Source organism: Naasia sp. SYSU D00948 (assembly GCF_017916515.1).
Lineage (GTDB): Bacteria > Actinomycetota > Actinomycetes > Actinomycetales > Microbacteriaceae > Naasia.
The window spans coordinates 387318-408794 of record NZ_JAFMTA010000001.1 but is presented as its reverse complement, the minus strand read 5'-3'; the positions used below and the strand labels follow the sequence as shown (position 1 = coordinate 408794).

Annotated in this window: 19 protein-coding genes; 10 read left to right on the top strand and 9 right to left on the bottom strand. The window is 71.1% G+C overall.

Annotated features, from left to right (window positions below):
- Nucleotides 1-8: 8 nt before the first annotated feature.
- The 4 genes from J3P30_RS01930 to J3P30_RS01915 all read right to left on the bottom strand — a co-directional run bounded on the left by J3P30_RS01930 (nt 9) and on the right by J3P30_RS01915 (nt 4976).
- A complete protein-coding gene (locus tag J3P30_RS01930) occupies nt 9-1646 on the bottom strand; it encodes a glycoside hydrolase family 13 protein (RefSeq protein ID WP_210481823.1) in 1638 nt (545 codons plus the stop codon).
- A 74-nt stretch (nt 1647-1720) separates the two neighbouring features.
- Nucleotides 1721-2638 (bottom strand): carbohydrate ABC transporter permease, encoded by a 918-nt coding sequence (locus J3P30_RS01925; protein WP_210479266.1) that lies wholly within the window; start codon nt 2636-2638, stop codon nt 1721-1723.
- A gap of 58 nt (nt 2639-2696) precedes the next feature.
- Nucleotides 2697-3665, bottom strand: coding sequence for a carbohydrate ABC transporter permease (locus J3P30_RS01920; RefSeq protein WP_210479265.1), 969 nt, complete (start codon nt 3663-3665; stop codon nt 2697-2699).
- A 33-nt stretch (nt 3666-3698) separates the two neighbouring features.
- Nucleotides 3699-4976: an extracellular solute-binding protein gene (locus tag J3P30_RS01915; RefSeq protein WP_307807360.1), complete on the bottom strand. Its 1278-nt coding sequence runs from the start codon at nt 4974-4976 to the stop codon at nt 3699-3701.
- A 117-nt stretch (nt 4977-5093) separates the two neighbouring features.
- Between J3P30_RS01915 and J3P30_RS01910 the strand changes: the two genes are divergently transcribed.
- The 3 genes from J3P30_RS01910 (at nt 5094) to J3P30_RS01900 (ending at nt 7930) form a co-directional block, all read left to right on the top strand.
- Nucleotides 5094-6332, top strand: coding sequence for an ROK family protein (locus tag J3P30_RS01910; RefSeq protein WP_210479264.1), 1239 nt, complete (start codon nt 5094-5096; stop codon nt 6330-6332).
- A 55-nt stretch (nt 6333-6387) separates the two neighbouring features.
- Nucleotides 6388-7032 (top strand): histidine phosphatase family protein, encoded by a 645-nt coding sequence (locus J3P30_RS01905; RefSeq protein ID WP_210479263.1) that lies wholly within the window; start codon nt 6388-6390, stop codon nt 7030-7032.
- Nucleotides 7033-7261: 229 nt separating this feature from the next.
- Nucleotides 7262-7930: a histidine phosphatase family protein gene (locus tag J3P30_RS01900; RefSeq protein WP_210479262.1), complete on the top strand. Its 669-nt coding sequence runs from the start codon at nt 7262-7264 to the stop codon at nt 7928-7930.
- 38 nt (nt 7931-7968) lie between these two features.
- Here J3P30_RS01900 and J3P30_RS01895 read toward each other — a convergent pair whose 3' ends face one another.
- The 3 genes from J3P30_RS01895 to J3P30_RS01885 all read right to left on the bottom strand — a co-directional run bounded on the left by J3P30_RS01895 (nt 7969) and on the right by J3P30_RS01885 (nt 12104).
- Entirely contained in the window at nt 7969-10329 is a 2361-nt protein-coding gene (locus J3P30_RS01895; RefSeq protein ID WP_210479261.1) for a glycoside hydrolase family 65 protein, read from the bottom strand.
- Nucleotides 10326-11237, bottom strand: a complete 912-nt coding sequence (locus tag J3P30_RS01890; protein ID WP_210479260.1) for a PfkB family carbohydrate kinase — start codon at nt 11235-11237, stop codon at nt 10326-10328. The genes J3P30_RS01895 and J3P30_RS01890 overlap by 4 nt, the downstream gene beginning before the upstream one ends.
- Nucleotides 11238-11303: 66 nt before the next feature.
- Entirely contained in the window at nt 11304-12104 is an 801-nt protein-coding gene (locus J3P30_RS01885; RefSeq protein WP_210479259.1) for an alpha/beta fold hydrolase, read from the bottom strand.
- A 94-nt stretch (nt 12105-12198) separates the two neighbouring features.
- On the opposite strand from J3P30_RS01885, the gene J3P30_RS01880 reads away from it, so the two are divergent.
- The gene (locus tag J3P30_RS01880; RefSeq protein ID WP_210479258.1) at nt 12199-12870 is read left to right on the top strand and encodes a helix-turn-helix domain-containing protein; all 672 of its coding nucleotides are present in this window, start codon (nt 12199-12201) and stop codon (nt 12868-12870) included.
- A gap of 32 nt (nt 12871-12902) precedes the next feature.
- Nucleotides 12903-13934 carry a 6-phosphofructokinase gene (locus tag J3P30_RS01875; RefSeq protein ID WP_210479257.1) on the top strand — a complete coding sequence of 344 codons (1032 nt, stop codon included), beginning with the start codon at nt 12903-12905 and terminating at the stop codon, nt 13932-13934.
- 15 nt (nt 13935-13949) lie between these two features.
- On the opposite strand, the gene J3P30_RS01870 is transcribed toward J3P30_RS01875, so the two are convergent.
- Together J3P30_RS01870 and J3P30_RS01865 are read right to left on the bottom strand one after the other, a co-directional pair.
- Entirely contained in the window at nt 13950-14543 is a 594-nt protein-coding gene (locus J3P30_RS01870; RefSeq protein ID WP_210479256.1) for a hypothetical protein, read from the bottom strand.
- A gap of 31 nt (nt 14544-14574) precedes the next feature.
- Nucleotides 14575-15408, bottom strand: coding sequence for an aldo/keto reductase (locus tag J3P30_RS01865; RefSeq protein WP_210479255.1), 834 nt, complete (start codon nt 15406-15408; stop codon nt 14575-14577).
- A gap of 125 nt (nt 15409-15533) precedes the next feature.
- Here J3P30_RS01865 and J3P30_RS01860 point away from each other — a divergent pair, with 125 nt between their 5' ends.
- The 5 genes from J3P30_RS01860 (at nt 15534) to J3P30_RS01840 (ending at nt 21440) form a co-directional block, all read left to right on the top strand.
- On the top strand, nt 15534-16484 hold the full coding sequence (locus tag J3P30_RS01860; RefSeq protein WP_210479254.1) for a helix-turn-helix transcriptional regulator: 951 nt from the start codon (nt 15534-15536) through the stop codon (nt 16482-16484).
- 320 nt (nt 16485-16804) lie between these two features.
- Entirely contained in the window at nt 16805-17824 is a 1020-nt protein-coding gene (locus tag J3P30_RS01855; protein WP_210479253.1) for a LacI family DNA-binding transcriptional regulator, read from the top strand.
- A gap of 357 nt (nt 17825-18181) precedes the next feature.
- Nucleotides 18182-19474 (top strand): sugar ABC transporter substrate-binding protein, encoded by a 1293-nt coding sequence (locus J3P30_RS01850; RefSeq protein ID WP_307807359.1) that lies wholly within the window; start codon nt 18182-18184, stop codon nt 19472-19474.
- 74 nt (nt 19475-19548) lie between these two features.
- Nucleotides 19549-20508: a sugar ABC transporter permease gene (locus tag J3P30_RS01845; RefSeq protein WP_307807358.1), complete on the top strand. Its 960-nt coding sequence runs from the start codon at nt 19549-19551 to the stop codon at nt 20506-20508.
- Complete coding sequence (locus tag J3P30_RS01840; protein WP_210479252.1) at nt 20508-21440, top strand: carbohydrate ABC transporter permease; 933 nt, start codon at nt 20508-20510, stop codon at nt 21438-21440. Before J3P30_RS01845 ends, J3P30_RS01840 begins: the two co-directional genes overlap by 1 nt.
- The last annotated feature ends 37 nt before the right edge of the window (nt 21441-21477 follow it).

Below are 21477 nucleotides of genomic sequence, written 5' to 3'. Positions count from 1 at the left end.
CGGGACGATCACCGGGACCGGCGGAGCCAGACGGTCGTCTCGGCCGGCAGGAGGAAGCCCTGGACCGGGCTGCTGGCGAGGAGCACCTCGCCCTCCGGCAGAGCGACCGGCTCCGAACCGAAGTTGGTCGCGACCTCCCACCCGTTCGGGCGCCGGAAGTGCACCAGCTGCCCGCTCGACTCGACCCATTCGAGCTCCTCCGCGGTCCGCAGCTCCCGGCGGAGCCGGAGCGCGGCGCGGTAGAGGGCGAGCGGGGAATCAGGGTCCCCGTCCTGCGCGGACACCGCGTGGTCCTCGAACCAGGCCGGTTGCGGGAGATGAGGAGCGCCGGCGCCGAACCCGAAGGACGGCCCTTCCCGTTCCCAGGGGATCGGCACGCGGCACCCGTCACGCCCGACGTCGACGCCGGGGTTCCGGAAGAAGGTGGGGTCCTGCCGCTGATCCGCCGGGATGTCGGCGACCTCGTGCAGGCCCAGCTCCTCGCCCTGGTACAGGTAGGCGGAGCCGGGAAGGCCGAGCAGGAACAGGGTCGCGGCGAGAGCGCGCCGCAGCCCGCGCTCCCGGTCGAGCTCGTCCTCGGGCCCGCCGGCGAGCAGCCAGGCGGCGCCCCGTCGCTCGTCGGGATCGTCGGGCAGGGCCAGCCCGTAGCGGGTGGCGTGCCGGACGACGTCGTGGTTGGACAGGACCCAGGTGCTCGAGGAGCCGGACTGGGCGGCGAGGTCGAGGTTGAAGTCCACGACCCTGCGGAAGGCGTCGCCGTCGAAGTCGGCCTCGAGGAGGTCGAAGTTGAACGCCTGTCCCAGTCCCTCCGGGCTCGCGTAGCGGGGACGGCGGTGGGGCTCCACCCACGCCTCCGCCACCGCCGTTCGCGGGGGAGAGTACTCGTTGAACACCTGGCGCCACTCGGCGTAGATGTCGTGCACCTCGTTCCGGTCCCACAGCGGATGACCGCCCTCCCGGGGGAGCTCGTCGAGCGTCGCCTGGTCGGGGAGCTCCTCGCCCAGGTGCTTGGCGAGGGCGTGAGCGACGTCGATCCGGAAGCCGTCGACCCCGCGATCCGACCAGAACCGGAGCGTGGTGAGGAAGTCGTCGCGGACCTCCCGGTTGTCCCAGTTGAGGTCGGGCTGCTCCCGGGCGAACAGGTGGAAGTACCACTGGCCGTCGCCGACCGGCTCCCACGCCGGGCCGCCGAAGAGGCTGATCCAGTCCGCCGGGGGCTGGGAGCCGTCGGGCCCCAGCCCGTCCCGGAAGATGTAGCGGTCCCGCGCGGCCGATCCGGGAGGCGAGGCGAGGGCCTCCCTGAACCACTCGTGCCGGTTCGAGGTGTGGTTGGGGACGATGTCGACGATGACCCGGATGCCGAGCTCGTGCAGGGCGGCCACCATGGCGTCGAAGTCGTCGAGGGTGCCGAGCCGGGGGTCCACGTCCCGGTAGTCGTCGACGTCGTAGCCGCCGTCGGCGAGCGCCGAGGGGTAGAAGGGACTCAGCCAGACGGCGTCCACCCCGAGGTCGCGCAGGTAGCCGACCCGGGAGAGGATCCCGGGGATGTCGCCGATCCCGTCGCCGTTCGCGTCCGCGAAGCTGCGCGGGTAGATCTGGTAGACCACCGCATGGCGCCACCACTCCGGGTCCTCCGCGAGGGACACCGCGGGGACGGTCTTGTCGCTCGTGAGCTCCGACGCCGTCCTGTCGGCGGGTCCGGGAGCCGCGTGCCGGCCGCTCAACCCTTCACCGCGCCCTGGGTGACGCCCTCCATGACCCAGCGCTGGGTGAACAGGTAGACGATGATCGCCGGGGCCATCGCCATGAGGTACGACGCGAACGCCACGTTGTAGTTGCTGCTGAACTGCGTCTGGAAGATGCTCTGCACGACCGGCACCGTCTGCTGCGCCTGGTCGGCGATGATCAGCGACGGCATCATGAAGTCGTTCCAGGCGTAGAGGAACGCGAAGATGGCGACCGTCGCGCTCATCGGCGCGAGCAGCGGGAAGATCAGCTGCCGGAAGGTCTGCCAGGTCGTCGCCCCGTCCATGCGGGCGCTCTCCTCGAGCTCCAGCGGGATCGACCGCAGGAACGCGGTGAACAGCAGGATGCTGAACGACAGTTGGAACATGATGTGCAGGATCGCGACGCCGACCGGGTTCGCCAGGCCGAGCAGGCCCGTCAGCTGGATCTGCGGCAGTGCGACCACCGGGAACGGCAGGAACATGGCCGCGAGCAGGTAGAAGAACGACCAGCGGAAGAACTTGTGCTCCCAGTTGCGCACGATCGCGTAGGACGCGAGCGCCGCGAGGACGACCGTGCCGATCACCGTGGTCGCGGTCACGAAGACCGAGATCGCGAAGTGGAGCGGGAAGTCGGTGAGGGTCCACGCCTGCACGAAGCCGTCGAACGAGATGGGCGAGGGGAGCGAGAACGCGTTGCCGTCGACGGATTGCGCCGTCGTCTTGAGCGACATCGTGATCGTGACGTACAGCGGGACCAGGATGGTGAGCGAGCAGAGGAACAGGATCACCATGGTCGACCAGTTGGTGGTCTCCTGGCCGACCTTCCCGCGCCGGCGGCGCGTGGTCGCGACCGCCTCCTCGCGCGCCCGCGGTGGGGTGCCGGTGACCGGCCTCGCGGCTGCCTGAGTCATGAGGTCATCGCCTTTCTGAAGCGTGCGGCGTCGCCGCGGTCGGAGGATGCAGTCGGGGTCATGCGCTGGCCGCGCGGTTGCGGGTCAGCCGCAGCTGGAGGATCGAGATCGCGACGGCGATGATGAAGAAGATCGTCGCGTTCGCCATCTGGTAGGCGTAGTCGCCGCCGGTGAAGCCCGTGAAGATCGTCATCGCGATGCTCCGGGTCGCCGTTCCCGGGCCGCCGTTCGTGAGGCCGACGATGATGTCGTACACGTTGAGGTAGTTCTTGAAGCCGAGGATCACGTTGATGACGACGTACCCGGCGACGAGGGGGAGCGTGACCCGGAACAGCTTCTCGCGCGCGGTCGCGCCGTCGATGTCCGCGGCCTCGTAGACCTCGCCGGGGATCGACAGCAGTCCGGCGATGTAGATGAGGAGCGTGCCGGGCACCGACTGCCAGGTCGCCGTGATGACGATGGCGATCCAGGCGAGGTCGGGGTTCGCGAGGATCGACTCCTGCAGCAGCGGGATGCCGAGCCCGTTGCCGAGGGCCGGCAGCGAGTTCGAGAACAGGAACTGGAAGACGTAGGCGATGACGATGCCCGAGATCACCATCGGGATCACGAAGATCGCCCGCAGCGGCACCTTCAGCCGGATGCGGGAGGTGAGCGCCACGGCGAGCATGAACGCGATGACGTTCACGAGGACCACCGTGACGATCGCGAAGCCGAACGTGAAGAGGTAGCCGGAGAGGACCGCCGGGTCCTGGAACACCGCGATGTAGTTCGTGAGCCCGGTGAACTGCCAGTCGCCGAAGCCGATGAAGTTCGTGAAGCTGTAGAAGATCCCGAGGACCGCCGGAACCGTGATCGCGAGCGTGAACAGGATCAGGGTCGGCAGCAGGAAGGCGTAGTAGACCGGGTCGACGCGCGACCGCCCCTTCTTGTCGTGCCGACCGCCCGCCAGGTGGTCGCTCTGGCCGTGCTCGGCGGCGTCGACGAGGCGCCCGGCGGCGGCTGACGCGGGAGCGATGGGAGTCGTCATTCGTTTCTCCTCGTGGCGTGGTGGTCGCGGAGGTCAGCCGCGCAGGGCGAGGCGGGCCCAGTCGGCGTCGAGCCGTCGGAGCTCGGCCTCGGGGTCGTCCCCGGTGGCCATCGACTGGATGTAGTTGTCGACCGGGATGGTCAGCGGGATGGCGCGGGAGGGGCCCTGGTAGAACTTGCCCTCGTCGTAGTACTCCTGCATGCCGATGATGCGGGGATCGGTGACGGGCGCGGCCTCCTCGGTGGTGCCGAAGGCGAGGTAGCTGGCGTTGTAGTCGTCCATCACGTCCTGCTGCATGAGGTACGACACGAACGTCCGGGCGGCCTCGTGATTCGTGCCGACCTCTGGAATCCAGAGGGCCAGGTCGAGGTTCACCCGGACCTTGAGGTCCTCGGGGTCGTCCGTGACGGGGAGCGGGAAGGTGCCGAGCTCGAGCTCGGGATTCGTCTTCGCGATCTCGCCGAGCGCCCACGGTCCCTGCATGTACATCGCCGCCTCGCCGTTCGCGAAGGCCACGTTGCCGTCGCCGTAGCCGCGGCTCTCGGCGTCGTCGTTCGTGTAGGTGAGCAGCTCCTTCATCTGGGCCACGGGCTCCGCGAACGTCTTCTCGAAGGAGACCGGGGAGTCGGGCCCGACCTCCGTGCCGAGCTCGTTCATCTGCTCGTAGAAGTCCGCGACGTCGATCCTCCCGCCCACGGTGTAGTCGAACGGGCCCTGAGCGACCGTCCACGCATCGCGGTAGGTGCTGTAGAACGGCGTGATGCCGGCGTCGAGCAGGGTCTCGCAGACCTCGATGAGCTCCTCGTAGGTCGTCGGCACCTCGAGCCCGTTGTCCTCGAACATCTGGATGTTGTAGATGACGGAGGCCGCCGCCACCGAGTACGGCAGCACGCTCGTGCGGCCCGGGTAGGTCGCGTACTGGTTGACGAGCTCCTGCACGTCGGGGCGGATGCGCTCCGCCTCCGGCATGTCGCCGAGGTCGGAGAGGGCGCCGCGCTCCATGAAGCGCGCCATCTCCATGTTGTAGTTGAGCAGGCCGACGTCGGGCGGATTGCCGCGGAGGAACCCGGCGGACAGGTTCGAGGCGGTGTCGAGCGTCACCTCGACCTCGGTCTGCTCGTCGTTGAACCGCTCGACCAGGTCCCGGAAGTACGGGATCGCCTCGGGCTTGCTCATGTGGAACGTGATCTCGGCGGGGCCGCTGCCGGCGCCGGCCGCACCGGCGCATCCGGTCAGTGCGAGTGCTGCGCCGAGGACCCCGACGCCGAGGACTGCGCGCGCTGAGGAGCGCGTTCTCTTCTTGCCGGGCACGTCATCGTCTCCCTGGGAAGCGGCGCTGGACGCCGGGAACGGATAAATCTAGGCTCTAGATCTATTCGGCGTGGTAATAGTGCTCCTGAACCACAGGAAAGGTCAAGAGTGGATCGCGTGCTCACCGGGTCGTCCCCTCAAGTCCTCCGCGCGCTCAACGCCCGCCGCGTCCTGGACCACGCCTGGGACGTCGACGCGTTCACCGCGTCCGACGCGATGGCGTGGACCGGGCTCACCCGGTCGACCGTCATCGGCGTGTGCGACCACCTCGTCCGGCAGGGATGGCTCGACGAGGTCGACGATGCCCGTGCCGTCGGCGACTATCGGAAGGGGCGCCCGGCCCGCCGCTACGCGCTGAGCGACCGCGCCGCAGTCGTGGTGGGGCTCGACGCGGGCTACGACCACATGACCGCGACCGTCGCCGATCTTCGCGGCACCCCGCTCGCCCGCTCGACGGTCGGCATCCCCGCGCGGACTCCGGAGAGCATCGACCGCCTCGCCGACGCCGAGGCCCGGAGGGCCTTCGCGAGGCGGACCATCGAGCAGGCGATCGCGTCGTCGGGTGTCGACCCGCGGCAGGTGCTCGCGATCACGGTCGGCGTGCCGGCTCCGGTGGACGACGCCGGCCGCTCGCCCGGGCACCACTGGTTCTGGGAGCTCGTGAACCCCGGCTTCGGCTCGACCCTGGCCGGGCTCGCGCCGATCGTCCAGATCGAGAACGACGCCAATCTCCTCGCCATCGCGGAGGGCGCGGTCGAGGAGGGGCGCGGTCGGGGGGTGCACTCGTACGTGGCGATGGTGGTCGGCGAGGGCATCGGATCCGGGCTCATGATCGACGGCCGGCTCATCCGCGGCCGGCGGGGCGGCGCGGGCGAGATGCGCTTCCTGGACCGGGTCGAGGGCGTCGGATCGCCGGACGGGCTCGCGCTGCTGTGCAGGGCCTGGGCGATCGAGGCGATCCGATCGGGCACGCTGCCCGAGGGGAGCCTGCTGGGCCGTCTCGATCCGGACACGCTACGGGAGAGCGACGTCGAGGAGGCGGCGGACGCGGGCGATGCCGCCGCCATCGCGATCCTCGACCGCCTCGGCGACCGGCTCGCCGTGATCTGCCTCGTGGTCGGGGACCTGCTGGATGTCGATCTGGTCATCGTCGGCGGCGCGATCGCAGACGCGCTGCCTGCCGTGATCCGTCGCGCCCGGGCCACCCTGGCGGACAGCGACGATCCGACCGCGCCCGAGCTGGTCGCCTCCCGGCTCGGACCGGAAGCGGTCGGAACCGGCGCCATCCACTACGCGCTCGGGCTCGTCCGCGAGCGGGCGCTCGATCTCGCCCCCGGCGCCCGGCACGTCGCCTGACATCCGAGGCGGAGCCGGGGTCCCCGACGAGCCCGACGAGTGCCTTGGAGGCGCGATGAAGGAGGACGGCACGGCGATCGCGCCCGACACCGGACACGGGCCGGACGACCCCAAGATCGTCCTGGTGCGGCACGGCGAGACCGAGTGGAGCCGCACCGGCCGGCACACCGGCCGGACCGACATCCCGCTGTCGCAGGCGGGCGAGTACAAGGCCGAGCTGGTGGGTCAGGCGCTCGCCGGGATCCGGTTCGGCCTCGTCCTGACCAGCCCACTGACCCGTGCTCGGGAGACCGCCCGGCTCGCGGGCTTCGGTGACGCGGTGCAGGACGAGAACCTGGCCGAGTGGGACTACGGCGCCTACGAGGGGATCACGAGCAGGGAGATCCGGGAGCGCCGCGGCGGCGCGTGGACGATCTGGACGGACGGGGTCCCGCCGGGGGACACCCCGGGCGAGACGGCCGGCGACATCCGGCGTCGCGCCCTTGCCGTGCTGGAGCGCACGGAGCCCGTCCTCGAGCGCCGGGAGAAGGCGCTCCTGTTCTCGCACGGCCACTTCCTCCGGGCGCTCGCCGCGGTGTGGCTCGCGCTCGAGGTCCGCGACGGGCGGCTCCTCGCCCTCGACACCGCGGCGATCAGCGTCCTGGGCTTCGAGCACGGCCGGCGGGTGCTCGTCGGCTGGAATCGGGTCCCGGGACGGTGACCGGTGGTCACCGCTGCAGCATCCCGCCGAGCAGTGCGGCGAGGACGACGGCGTCGACCGTGCAGTGCAGGACGCGGCAGGTGGCGACTGGCCCTGCTCCCGGCGCTCGATGTGCAGCACCTGTTCGACGCGCTCGACGACGGCGGCCGCACCGCCTTCCTGCGATCGCTCTCCGCGCTCGCCGGCCGGCGCCCGGGGAACCCTCTGGCGGATGGGGCAGGGTGGGAGGATGCGTCTCCTGCTCATCCGCCACGGCCAGATCCAGTCGAACGTGGACGGCATCCTCGACACGGTGGTTCCCGGGCCCGCCCTGACCGGCCTCGGCCGGGAGCAGGCGGCCCTCCTGCCCGCCGCTCTCGACGGCGAGGACATCGGGTCGATCTGGGTGTCGACCGCGCTGCGCGCACAGCAGACGGCCGCGCCGCTCGCGCGGGCGCTCGCGCTCGAGCCGGCCGAGCGGGACGGCATCCGCGAGATCGCCGCGGGCACGCTCGAGCGGAAGGGGAGCCACGCTGCGGTGCGGGAGTACGTCGAGGTGGTGCTGTCGTGGGCGCGCGGTGACCTCGACGTCCGGATGCCCGGCGCCGAGGACGGGCACGAGTTCGTCGAGCGGTTCGAGTCGGTGATCGACGAGGCGCTGCTCCGTGCCGGGGACGACGGGCACGGGACGGTCGCGGTCGTGAGCCACGGCGCGGCCATCCGCTGCTGGGCGTCCCTGCGGGCGGACAACCTCGGACTCGAGGAGGCCCGGCACCACTGGCTGGACAACACGGGCGTCGCCGTGCTCGAGCGGACCGCGGGCGGCTGGACGTGCCGGACCTGGATGGGCGACCCGGTCACCGGCGTCGGCGTCGAGGAGCCCGCCGGTCCCACCGGGGAGCCGATGGAGCAGCGGTGATCGCGTCCTGCAGCTGAGCGCGGCAGGTGCCGCCTCCGTCAGTCGCCGTTGCGGGAGATGAGGGTGCGCGGAGCGCGGCCGGGCGGCTGCCTGATCGGGATCCCGGGCGCCCGCAGCGGCGGGGTCGGCAGGGTGACCGGCTCGCCGGGGCGCACCTCCGCGGTGTCCCGGAAGTGCCGCAGCACGAGGGGCGAGTCGCCGTTCCAGGCGTACGTCGTCGTGTCCGGGCGCACGTCAACCCGGAGCGCTCCGCCCGGAAGGCGGAGGCCGAACGAGAGCCGGGTCAGCCCGTCGGGAAGCCGCGGAGCGAAGCGGAGCCCGTCGGGCTCGTGACGCATCCCCGCGTACCCGGCGACGATCGCCGTCCAGACTCCCGCGAGGGCCGCGAGGTGGAGCCCGTCCTGGACGCTGTCGTGGATGTCGTCGAGGTCGATGAGCGCGGTCTCCGCCGCGTACTCGGACGCGAGCCGCAGGTCGCCGACCTCGGCGGCGAGCACGGCGGAGGTCGCGGCCGACAGGGACGAGTCCCGGGCCGTGATGGCCTCGTAGTACGCGAGGTTGCGGAGCTTCTCCTCCCCGCTGAAGGCGTCCGGGAACTGCGCCATCGCGAGGACGAGGTCCGCCTGCTTCACCACCTGCTTCCGGTAGAGCTCGAAGTAGGGGAAGTGCTCCATCAGCGGGTAGTCGTCCGGCGAGGTCGCCTCGAAGTCCCAGCGCTCCCGCCGCGTGAAGTCGCGGGACTGGGCGTGGACCTCCCGCACCGCGTCGTAGGGCACCGCCATCGCGTCCGCGGCCCGGCGCCACTCGGCGAGCTCGGCGTCGCCGACTCCGAGCGCCTCAGCCCGTGATGGGTGCTTCGTGGCCGCCTCGGCCGCGCCGCGCAGGTTCTGCCAAGCCACCAGGTTCGTGTACAGGTTGTCGTCGACGACCGCGGAGTACTCGTCCGGCCCCGTCACCCCGTCGATGTGGAAGCCGCCGTCCTCGCCGGTGTAGCCGAGGGCCATCCACAGCCGGGCGGTCTCGACCAGCAGCTCGACGCCGAACCGCTCCTCGAACTCGCGGTCGCCCGTCGCCCGCACGTAGCGGAGGACGGCATCCGCGATGTCGCCGTTGATGTGGAACGCCGCCGTGCTGGCCGGCCAGTAGCCGGAGGACTCCCGGCCGCTCACCGTGCGCCAGGGGAAGGCCGCGCCTCGCTGGCGCAGCAGGCACGCCTGTCGCCGGGCCTCATCCAGCGTGGAGTGCCTCCATCGCAGGGCATCGCGGGCGGCCTCGGGGCAGGTGGCGAGGAGGACCGGCAGCACGAAGGTCTCGGTCTCCCAGAAGGCGTGGCCGTCGTAGCCCGGGCCGGTGAACCCCTTGCCCGGGATGGCGTGTCCCTCGGCGCGGACGCCGGCCTGCAGCACGTGGAACAGGGCGAAGCGGACCGCCTGCTGCAGCTCCGCGTCGCCCTCCACCTCGACGTCGGCGGTGCGCCAGAACCCGTCGAGGAACGCCCGCTGTCGCTCGAGCAGCGTCTCCCAGCCGCTGCGCCGAGCCACGGACAGGACTCCGTCGACCTCGTCCCTCAACGCTGCCTCCCCTCGCGAGGGCGACCAGCAGTAGGCGACGAACTTGACGATGCGGAGGCGCTCGCCCGCGGCGAGCTGAACCGCGATCGTCGTGCGCGCGAGGTCCGGCAGTCCCTCGGCCTCGACGACGGCCCCCGCCGGGGCGGAGATGTGGTGATCCATCCCGGCCGCCATCATGAGACCGCTCGCCGCGGTGCGGTGGACGAGCTCGGCGCGCGTGCCGTCGGCGGCGTGGGCGACCGGGACGAGCGGTCGCGCCAGCCGGGCGGCGACGGTCGGGTCGGGATGCTCGAACGGCAGCGGCTCGTTCGCGAGGAGCTCGGACTGGACGACGACCCGGCAGGCGTCGACGGCCTCGACCTCGTACTCGATGGCGGCGAGCGAGCGCTCGACGAGGGACACGAGCCGCGCCGATCGCACCCGGACCGTGCGGCCGGAGGGCGAGGTCCACTCGAGCTCCCGGCGGAGCGTGCCGTCCCGGAAGTCGAGGCGCCGCTCGTGCCGCTGGGCGGTGCCCTCGTCCACGTCGAGCGGCTCGTCGTCCACGAGGAGCCGCAGCAGCTTGCCGTTCACGGTGTTGAGGAGGAGCTCCCCCGTCTCGGGATAGCCGTAGCCCGGCTCCGCGTGGGAGAGCGGGTACTCCTCGAAGAAGCCGTTGAGGTAGCAGCCGGGCATCCCGCGCGGCTCGCCCTCCTCGAGGTTCCCGCGCCACCCGATGTGCCCGTTGGACAGCGCGAACAGCGACTCGGTCTGGGCGAGGACCGACGGATCGGGGCCGGAGGCGGTGAGTCCCCACGGCTCGACCGTGAAGCCGGGACTGCCGATCACGAGGGCTCCGCCGCGAGGAACGCGAGGTCGGGGCGGCCGCCGAGGCGGGCGACCGTGGCGCTCGCGGCGGCGGAGGCGCGGCGCCCGGCGGCCTCGGGCTCGAGCCCCTCTCGGAGGCCGGTGACGAGTCCGGCGAGGAACGCGTCGCCCGCGCCGGTCGGGTCGACGACGCTCTCCTCGCCGTAGGGGAAGAAGCGCCCGCCGCCCGCCCACGCGACGAGATCGCCCTGCCCCGGCACGGCGAGGGCGACGACCGACGGACCCGCGGCGAGGAGGTGCTGTGCCGCGGATCGGGCGTCGTCCTGGTCCTGGACCTCCATCCCGGCCAGGGCGGCGGCTTCGGGAGCGTCGGCGCGCACCACGTCCGCCAGCTCGAGGAGCCGGTCGCGGGCGTCGCCGTCGATGCCCCCGTCGAGCACGACCCGCGCGCCGTTCTCCCGGGCCAGGTCCGCGGCCGCGAGCAGGGCTTCGGCGGGCTGCTGCAGCTGGAGGCACACGGTGTCGGCCTGCCCGAACGCCGCGGAGGCGCCGCGGACGTCCGCGGCGGTCAGCAGCGAGGAGCGTGGCACGTCCTCCAGCAGCCGCCGGTGACCGGCGGCCTCGACGACGTCGACGAGCAGCGCAGTGGCGCCCCGGCGGACGGCGGGGGAGACGTCGATGCCGCTCGCGATCGCCTCGTCCCGCATGCGCTCGCCCACGGCGTCCTCACCGAAGACCGCGAGCAGCGCGACGCGGGAGCCGAGCTGCCGCAGTCCGACCGCCTGGTTGGCGCCCTTCCCGCCGAGCATCTCGAGGCGCTCGCGGACATCGGTGCTGCCGCCGGACTCCGGCAGCTCCTCGATGCGGAGCGCGAGGTCACGGGCGGCCTGCCCGACCACCAGCACGGTGCGCGAGCGGGTTCCAGCCATGCATCAAGGGCTATCACATGAGTCCTGGTGCCCTGCTCCGGCGCCACGGTGCAGAGGCCGGAGGAGTCAGGAGGCGCGCCCCGACCGCACGCCGGGGCTGCTCGCCACCAGCCGTGCGATCGCCTCCGCCACCTCGCGGGGCCGCTCCTCCGGCAGGAAGTGCCCGGCTCCCGGCAGGACGATGAGCCGCGTCCCGGCGAGCACCGCCGTCCGCTCGCCCTGCTCCACCGGGAAGAACGGGTCGCGTTCGCCCCAGATCACCGCGGCGGGGCCTTCCCAATCGCGGAGCGCTCGCTCCACCGGCGTGAACACCTCCTCCATCCTCTGCAGGCAGGCCGCGAACACGAGCCGGATCGAGCGCACCTGACCGCGGTCGCCGAGGTAGGACGCCGCGGTGAGGCGGGCGGCTCCGATGCCGGTGCCCTGACCGAGGAGCATCCGCAGCGACGGCCGGGAGAACAGCAGTCGGCTGAGCGCCGTCCCCGCCACCGGCCAGGTGACCGCCCGGATCGGCATCGGGATGGGCGTGTTCGGGAACGCGTTCGTCGCGAGCAGGGCGATCCGCGCCACCGTGCCGGGTGCGGCACCGGCGAGCGTGAGCGCGACAGGGCCGCCGAAGTCGTGCCCGACGACCGTGGCGTCCTCGACCCCCTGGCTCCCGAGTGCCGAGGCGAGCGCGGCTGCCTGCGCCGGCGCCAGCAGCGATCGGAGGTCGCGGGGCCTGTCGCTGCCTCCGACGCCGAGGAGGTCGGGCGTGAACACGGTGAACCGGTCCTCGAGCTGCTCGGCGACCCGGTCCCAGGTCCGGGCGCTCCCCGGGATGCCGTGCACGAGGACCACCGCGGGCCCGGAGCCCCGGACGGTCATCGCAACCCGGCCGTGAGGCGTTTCCACTGTTCGGGAGTGCATCGCCCACCCTTCCGCTTTAGATTCTAAAGTGCCCCGACGCTATACTCGCCGCGTGACCGACCGCAAGAGCTATGCGCAGTACTGCGGCGTCGCCCGGTCCCTGGATCTCGTGGGCGACCGCTGGACGCTCCTGCTCGTGCGGGAGCTGCTGCTCGCCCCGCAGCGGTTCAGCGAGCTGCAGCGCACCCTTCCCGGCATGGCGTCCAACCTGCTGGCCGAGCGGCTGCGCAGGATGCGCGAGGACCGTCTCGTCGTGCAGGACGCAGGCGGCGTGTACCGGCTGACCGAGCGCGGGCGAGGACTGGAGGCCGTCCTCCTCGAGCTGATCCGTTGGGGGACGCCCTACATGCTGACCGGTCCTGCCGGCGACCGGTCGGAGGATCGGTGGATCCTCCTGGCGCTCAAGGCCCTGCTCCAGGATGACGAACCGCGCCGCGAGGAGGGGATCCTCCTGATCCGAAGCGGAAGCAGCTCGGTGGTGGTCGAGATGGGCGCCTCCGGCCGGCGGGTGCGGGTCGAGCAGGAGGGCGGCGAGGAAGCGGGGTCGCGGGCGACCGTGACGACGCCCGCCCTTCCGCTCCTGTTTCGGGCGATGGCGACCGGAGCGTACGCCGAGGGGGCCCTCTCCGGGGATCCCGCCTTCGCCCGGGAGGCGCTCCGTTCGGCCGTTCTCCAGCGCAGTGTGACGGAGGCACGTGCTCCGCTCGCCAGAATGGACTCATAGGACCGCCGTCGGCGGCGAGGGAGGCGAGCAGCGTGAAGGTCGGGATCCTGACTTCGGGCGGAGACTGTCCGGGACTGAACGCGGTCATCCGCGGGGCGGTGCTCGTCGGCGACCGCTCGTACGACGCCCACGAGTTCGTCGGGTTCCGCTGGGGCTGGAAGGGACTCGTCGAGAACGACTGGATGCACCTCGACCGGCACTCGGTCCGGGGACTGGCGCGCCAGGGCGGGACGATCCTCGGCTCCTCGCGCACCAATCCCTTCGAGGGCGAGCACGGCGGGCCGGACAACATCCGCAAGGTGCTCGAGTCGCACGGCCTGGACGGCATCATCGCGATCGGCGGCGAGGGCACCCTGACGGCAGCGCTCCGGCTCTCCGACGCGGGCATCCCGATCGTCGGCGTGCCCAAGACCATCGACAACGACCTCGCGGCCACCGACTACGCGTTCGGCTTCGACACGGCTGTCGAGATCGCGACCGAGGCCATCGACCGGGTGCGCACCACCGCCGAGTCCCACCGGCGGTGCATCGTCGTCGAGGTGATGGGCCGCCACGTGGGCTGGATCGCCCTGCACGCCGGCATGGCGGGCGGAGCGCACGCGATCCTCATCCCGGAGCAGCCGGAGTCGATCGAGACGATCTGCGGCTGGGCCACGAGCGTGGTGGACCGCGGACGGGCGCCCGTCATCGTCGTCTCCGAGGGCTTCCGCCTGACCGGCATGGAGCAGCCGCACTCGCACAAGGGCCTCGACGCCTTCCACCGGCCCCGGCTCGGCGGCATCGGCGAGATCCTCGCTCCGATGATCGAGGAGCGGACGGGCATCGAGTCACGCGAGGTGACGCTCGGCCATATGCAGCGCGGCGGCGTCCCGAGCGCCTACGACCGCGTGCTCGCGACGCGCCTCGGCATGCACGCCATGGCGGCGATCGAGCGCAAGGACTGGGGCAGCATGGTCGCCCTGCGCGGCCGCGAGATCGTCACCGTCCCGATCTCGGACGCGACGTCGGCGCTCAACACCGTGCCGAGCAGCCGCTACGAGGAGGCTGCGCTCCTCTTCGGTTGACGGCGCAGGCGAGGCTCACCAGCTCCTGGCTCGCTGCAGGGCCTCGAGGTCGCTCCGCAGCGCGGCCAGGCGCTCCTCCCGCTCCGCGATGTACCGGTCGTCCGCGACGAAGCCGGCGAGCTCCGCTCGGCGCGCCTGCTCGGCGCTGAGGATCTCGTCGAGCGCCGACTCCTGGGCTGCCGTCAGGGTCTCGCCGACGAACTCCTCCTCGCCGAGCAGCGCCCGGAGCCGCTGCGCGAGCTCGAGATCCGCCTGCTCGCGCAGCGCGAGCCTGCGCACATCCGCGTGGCGGTAGTCGTGAAAGTGCCGGGGACGGCCGAGCCGGCGTCGGGCGGAGGCGCGGGCCGCCGCGAGCCTCTGCGCGTCGGACTCCCGCTCCTCCGCCAGCGCCTCGACGTCCTCGCGCAGCGTCTCCGTGAACCACTCACGGTCGAAGGGCTCGCCGTCGCGCAGGGCGTGCACGATGAGGCGGTTCTTCGCTCCGAGGCGGATCGCGGTGGCGGCGATCAGGAGCCCCTCGTCGGTGTGCGTCTCGGATGACGGCTCGGCCGCGGCGGGGCCCGCTCCGTCGGCCCCGCTGCGCGCCCGCCGCCTCAGTCTCCACACCATGGCGGGCTCCGCTCAGCGCTCGGAGGGCGGATCAATTGACCTCCTCCGGGTTCCCGCCGACGCGGCGCCCCTCGTCGAGGGCGCCGATCGCCGCCATCTCCCCGGCGGACAGCTCGAAATCGGTGATGGCGATGTTCTCGGCCATCCGCTGCTTCGAGCTCGACTTCGGGATGACGATGCTGCCGAGCTGCAGGTGCCAGCGCAGCACGACCTGCGCGGGTGTGACGCCGTGCGCCGCCGCGGCGTCCCGGATCGGCGCGAGGCCGAAGAGGTCGTACTTGTTCTGCCCGAGGGGCCCCCACGCCTCGGTGCGGATCCCGTGCCGCTCGTGGAACGCCCGCAGCTCGGGCTGAGCGAAGACGGGGTGCAGCTCCACCTGGTTCACGGCGGGCACCGTGTCGCTCTCCGCGAGAACGCGCTCCAGGTGCGGGATCAGGAAGTTGCTCACGCCGATGCTCCGTGCCCGCCCGTCGGCGGCGAAGTGCTCGAAGCGTCGCCAGGTGTTCACGTAGCGGTCGTTCGCCGGCATCGGCCAATGGATCAGGTACAGGTCGATGTAGCCGAGGCCGAGGGCGTCCAGGCTGCGCTGGAAGGCGCCGTCGACGTCCTGCTCCTTGTGGTGGTCGTTGCGCAGCTTCGTGGTCACGAACACGTCCTCGCGCGCGAGCCCCGAGGCGCGGATCGCGGCGCCCACCTCCGCCTCGTTCTCGTAGCCGGTCGCCGTGTCGATGTGGCGGTAGCCGACCTCGAGCGCGTCCTCCACGACGCGCTGCGTCTCCTCGGGCGGCACCCGGAAGACTCCGAAGCCGATCTGGGGGATCAGTGCGCCGCTCGTGAGGGAGAGCAGGGGGACAGGGGAAGCCATGCTCGGCAGGCTACGCCTCCCGGCAGGGGAGTCGGTGGGGACCGGAAGCCGATTCCGGCACAGTTCCGCCTCAGGCGTTACGCCGGCGGGATCCGGCGCGTACCTTCTGTCCGAGAGGCGATGCGATGACCGCGAAGGTGCTCCACCACGAGTTCCGCACGGCGGATCCGGAGGTGGCCGAGGAGGCGCTCCTGGGCTCCTACCTCAAGGCGCGCATGCGCCCGGCGACGCCCGGGACGCCCTTCCGGTTCGAGGAGGAGTTCCACGGGACCGACCGCGTGTCGATCGGCCGGACCGTCTTCACGGGCGGCATGACGGGGACGAGCGTCCTCGGTGACTACCTCACCGCCGGCTTCGCGGTGTCGGGGCGGCTGGACTGGGAGGTCCGGGGCACACGCGGCACCGCGTCCGATGCCGTGCTGCTCCAGGCAGGGGACGCGATGGCGGCGGAGTGGGGTCCTCTCGACGCCGTCATGCTCAGCCTCGACCGGGCGGCCGTCGCGCGGACGGCGGCCCTCCTGTACGGCGGGTCCGCGGGCAGGGTCCGCTTCGAGTCCCCGCTCCCGGCGTCGGAGCGCCTTGCCCGCTACTTCCGGGGCGTCGTGGAGCGCGCGCGCGAGATGATGGCGGGCGACGCGTTCGAGAGCCCCCTCGTCCGCGCGTCCCTGTACCGCAGCCTCGCCGTGGCCGTGCTCGAGGGATTCCAGCTCCGAGGCGACCGGGACACCCGGGCCTTCTCGGTGGCGGGCCTCGCCGTGGTGCACCGTCGCGCCCGCCGCTTCTTCGAGGACTACGCGTCCCTGCCCATCACGGTCGAGGACGCCGCCCAGTTCGTCGGGGTCTCCGGAACGGAGATCCTCCGCGCGTTCGCCGTGTTCTCGGCGGTCACACCGGCGCAGTACCTCCGGTCCGTGCGCCTCAGCGCGGCGCACGCGGACCTCGAGCGCGGGGACCCGTCCCGCGGCGACACCGTCCGAGCGGTCGCGCTCCGCTGGGGCTTCGCCGACGCCGGCCGCTTCGCGCGGCACCACCGGGAGGCCTACGGCGTCAATCCGCGAACCGTCCTCCACGCCTGAGCACGAAGGACGGCGTCCAGGAGTCCCACTGGGATCAGTGCGACGAGACCGGAGATGCCGGCGTCACTCGATGCAGGAGTCGCACTCCGGCCCGTGCTGGCAGCTCGGGTTGCTGCACAGGTGGCGGCACTCGCAGCGGGTGGGGAAGGACGAGGGACGGTTCATGCCGAACACCGTGGTCCGAACTGGAAGCGCTTGCAACTCCGCTCGAAGGGGGTTGCCTCCCGGCGCGACGGCGCTACCATGCGCCGTCGCCGAGCGGGCGACGGCGGGCGCGGGACGCCCTGCCGCCGCCGCTACGCTGAAGCGGTGAGGTCTGCGTGATCGGCATCGACGACGTCGCGCGGGCCGTGGGCGTCTCGCCCGCGACCGTCTCCCGAGCCCTCAGCGGTCGAGGGCCGGTGTCCGAGGCGACCCGGCAGCAGGTGCTCGAGGCGGCGCGGGAGCTCGGCTACGTGGTGTCGTCGAACGCCTCCGGTCTGGCGTCCGGCCGCACGCGGGCGGTCGGCGTCATCGTCCCCTTCCTCAACCGGTGGTTCTACGCCCAGGTGCTCGAGGCCGCGCAGAACGCCCTGCTCGCGGCGGGGTACGACCTGACGCTCTACAACCTCGGCGGCGGCGTCGACACGCGCCGCAGCGTCTTCGAGCAGTTCCTGTTCCGCCAGCGGGTGGACGGCCTCATCGCGATCAGCCTCGAGGTGACGACCGAGGAGGTCCGGAGGCTGCACGAGATCGGCAAGCCGATCGTGTGCGTCGGCGGGCCGATCCCCGGCCTGCGGACGCTCAGCATCGACGACATCGAGATCTCCAGGATCGCGACCGATCACCTGACCGCGCTCGGGCACCGCCGCATCGCGCACATCGCCGGCGGCGGCGGCGGATACGACTTCCACCTGCCGCTCAACCGGCGCGTGGGGTACGAGCTCGCGCTGCGGAACGCGGGGATCGAGCCGGATCCGGGCCTCGTGGAGCCCGCCGACTTCACCATCGCCGGCGGCCACGCGGTGGCCGCGCGCTTCCTCGCGGATCCCGAGCGGCGCCCCACGGCGATCTTCGCGGCGTCCGACGAGATGGCGATCGGGGCGATCCTCGCCGCGCGCGAGATCGGCCTGCGCGTCCCCGAGGACCTGTCCGTCGTGGGCATCGACGACCACGAGCTCGCGCCGTTCTTCGGGCTGACGACCGTTGCGCAGTACCCCGGGAACCAGGGCGCGAGGGCGGTCGAGCTCCTGCTCTCCGAGCTCGGCAGGGATGCGGCCCCGAGCGAGGACGGCGAGGGCAACGAGCCCCTCGGCTTCGACCTCGTGATCCGCTCGACGACGGCGGCCCCGCCCGCCTGATCCCGTCGAAGTGACACCTGGTGCTCCCATCCGCCGCCGATAGGAGCACCAGGTGGCATCTCGACGGGTCGGAAATGTGCTTCCCGGCAACGAATGAATGGCCGGAATCTCCGTCTTGTGGCGCGGACGGCCCGGTGATAAGTTCCTCGTTTCGAGAAAGACAAGTCTCGAATTGTTTGGCAGGAACCGACGCAGAGAAGCCGGTCCTGTCCGCACCGTTCGGCCCGCCTCCCCTGTAAATCCGGGCCGATCCGACGCCTCGGCTCAGCCTTTTTCCGCCGCGCCGTTTTCCGCTCGCCTCCCTGCGCATGCCACCGCGCGCTTTTCAGTGCGCCCGACTATTCCGAGGAATTCCCCGTGTCAACCACAGCAAGAAAGCGCGCCTGCACATTCGTCGCCATTCTCACGATCCCGATCGCCCTCGCCTCGTGCGCCTCCGGGCGTGGAGGAGGCGGCGGGGGCACCGCCGAGGGCGAGATCGCCATGTGGACCCACAACGCCGGCAACGAAGCCGAGCTGGCAGCGATCGAGGCGATCGTCGACGCGTTCAACGAGAGCCAGGAGGAGTACACGGTCAAGGTGCAGGCCTTTCCGCAGGACTCCTACAACCAGTCGGTGGTCGCGGCCGCCTCGTCCAAGAGCCTGCCCTGCATCCTCGACATCGACGGTCCCAACGTCCCGAACTGGGCGTGGGCGGGCTACCTCGCACCGCTCGAAGGGATCGAGGATCTCGTGGCCGACTACCTCCCGTCGACGGTGGGCACCTACGAGGACCAGATCTACTCGTACGGCTACTACGACGTGGCGCTCACGATGGTCTCGCGGGAGTCGTATCTGAACGACAACGGGATCCGCATCCCGACCGTCGAGCAGCCCTGGACCGTCGACGAGTTCAACGCCGCGCTGGAGACGCTGAAGGCCACCGGCCAGTTCGAGTACCCGGCGGACTTCGCGACGAGCTTCACCGGGGAGTGGTGGCCGTACGCCTACTCGCCCCTTCTGCAGAGCTTCGGCGGCGACCTGATCAACCGTGACGACTACCGGTCGGCCGACGGTGTCCTGAACGGTCCCGAGGCGATCGAGTGGGCCACGTGGTTCCGCAGCCTCGTCACGAACGGCTACATCCCGCTGAAGTCCGGAGCCGACCCCGCGGCCGACTTCATCAACGGCAAGTCGGCCATCCTCTACAACGGCACGTGGACGGCGACGGCGACGCGCGACGCCTTCGACGACGTGGTCTTCCTGCCCTCGATCGATGCGGGGAACGGACCGAAGATCGGCGGCGGCTCCTGGCAGTGGGGGATGTCGGCCACCTGCGAGGACCAGGAAGGCGCTCTCGCCTATCTGAAGTTCGCGGCGGCGGACGAGTGGGTCGCGAAGGTCGCCGGCGACACGCAGAACATCCCGACCACCGAGTCGGCTGCGGCCGAGGTGGAGGGCTACGGTCCGGACGGCGAGAACAACATCTTCCGGACCTACTCGGAGGAGTTCGCTCTCGTCCGGCCTCCGACACCGGGCTACCCGTTCATCGCGACGACCTTCCAGACGGCCGCACAGGACATCCTGAACGGCGCCGACCCCCAGCAGACGCTGGACCAGGCGGTCGCCGACATCGATGCCAACCAGGAGTCGAACAACTACTTCGAGTGATCCCGCGCGGCGCGGGGGTCCGGGTCCCGGCCCGGACCCCTGTCGCCTCCGGTTCAGCAGAGAAAGGGCGTCCCGTGACCACTCCAGCAGGCACCAGCGCCGTGACGCCGGCGGTCGTCGCCGCGCGCCTCGAACCGTCGCCGCCGAGGAGGCGAGGACCGGCCGGGAGCAGGAATCAGCGCACCATCGCGTGGCTGATGATGCTGCCGGCGGCGGTCCTCATCATCACCTTCCTCATCGTGCCGATCGGGCTCACCTTCGTGCTCGCGTTCACGGACGCCAAGCTGATCTCGCCCCGGCCGGCTCAGTTCATCGGCGTCGACAACTTCGTCCGTCTCTTCGAGAACGGCACGTTCTGGGCGTCACTGCGGAACACGATCATCTTCACGATCGTGATCGTCCCGTTCCAGTCGGGGCTCGCCCTCGGGCTGGCGCTGCTCGTGAACACGAAGATGCGCGGGACGAACTTCTTCCGGACGATCTACTTCCTGCCGCTCGTGACGTCGATCGTGGTGGTGTCGATGCTCTGGCTGTTCATGTACCAGCCGAACGGCCTCATCAACTCGATCCTGGCGAGGTTCGGGATCCAGGGGCCGGACTGGCTGGGGAACCCGGCGACAGCCCTGCTGGCCATCATCCTGATGTCCGCATGGCAGGCCATGGGCCTGCACATGGTGGTGTGGCTCGCCGGACTGCAGACGATCCCGGCGGACCTGTACGAGGCGGCCGACCTCGACGGAGCGTCCAAGTGGCAGCAGTTCGCCAACGTGACGTGGCCGGGCCTGCGGCAGACGAGGACCTTCATCCTCATCACGATCACCATCGCCGCCTTCGGCCTCTTCACGCAGGTCAACCTCATGACGCAGGGCGGTCCGCTCAACGCGACGACGACCCTCGTCTACCAGGCGGTGCAGACCGGCTTCCGGCAGCAGCAGACGGGCTACGCCTCGGCGATCTCCCTGGTGTTCTTCGTCCTGGTCCTCATCGTCACCCTGATCCAGCGCTACCTGACCCGTGACAAGGAGGTGCGGTGATGACCGAGGTGATCGCCCACGTCGCCGACCGGACGGCCCCCGCCCCGCTCGAGCACGAGGCGGGCAGGACGCGCCCGCCCGTCCTCCGCCGCGTCGTCGGCATGGCGGTGAGGATCGTCGCCGCCCTCGTGTTCGGGCTTCCGCTGCTGTTCATGGTGATCTCGAGCTTCAAGCCCGACACGCAGATCTTCGCGGACCTCGGGGGCATCCAGGCGTTCCTCCCCGTCGGGGCGCTGAGCCTGGACAACTACACGGGCGTCTTCGAGCGCGTGCCGTTCGCGACGTTCCTGTTCAACTCGATCCTCATCTCGGTCCTCACGGTCGGCCTCGGGATCATCGTGAACTCGATGGCGGCGTTCGCCCTCGCGCGGCTGCGATTCCGGGGGCAGAAGCTCGCTCTCGGCATCATCCTCGCGACGCTCATCGTGCCGTTCGAGGTGATGGCGCTGCCGCTGCTGTGGGAGGTGAACCTGCTGCCCAACGTGGACAGCCTCGGCTTCTACCAGGGCTGGCTGGACACCTATCAGGTGCAGATCGTGCCGTTCATCGCGAACGCCTTCTCGATCTTCCTCTTCTACCAGTACTTCGACTCCATTCCGAAGGAGCTGGACGAGGCGGCGACCGTGGACGGCGCCGGCTGGTTCCGCATCTACCGCAGCATCGTCATGCCGCTCGCGGGTCCCGCCGTCGCGACGGTCGCGATCCTCATGTTCCTGCCCGCATGGAACCAGTACCTGTGGCCGCTCATGGTGACGCAGAGCGAGGCCGTGCGCCCCGTGATGGTCGGCATCGACTACTTCAAGCAGCTCAACGTGTCGTGGGGTCAGATCATGGCCTACGCGAGCATCATCACGGTGCCGATCCTGATCCTCTTCATCGCGTTCCAACGGTCGTTCGTGAACTCGATCGCCTCGTCGGGCGTGAAGGGCTGAGGCCGAGCCGCCAGGGCTCCCCGCAGCACCCGTCGTC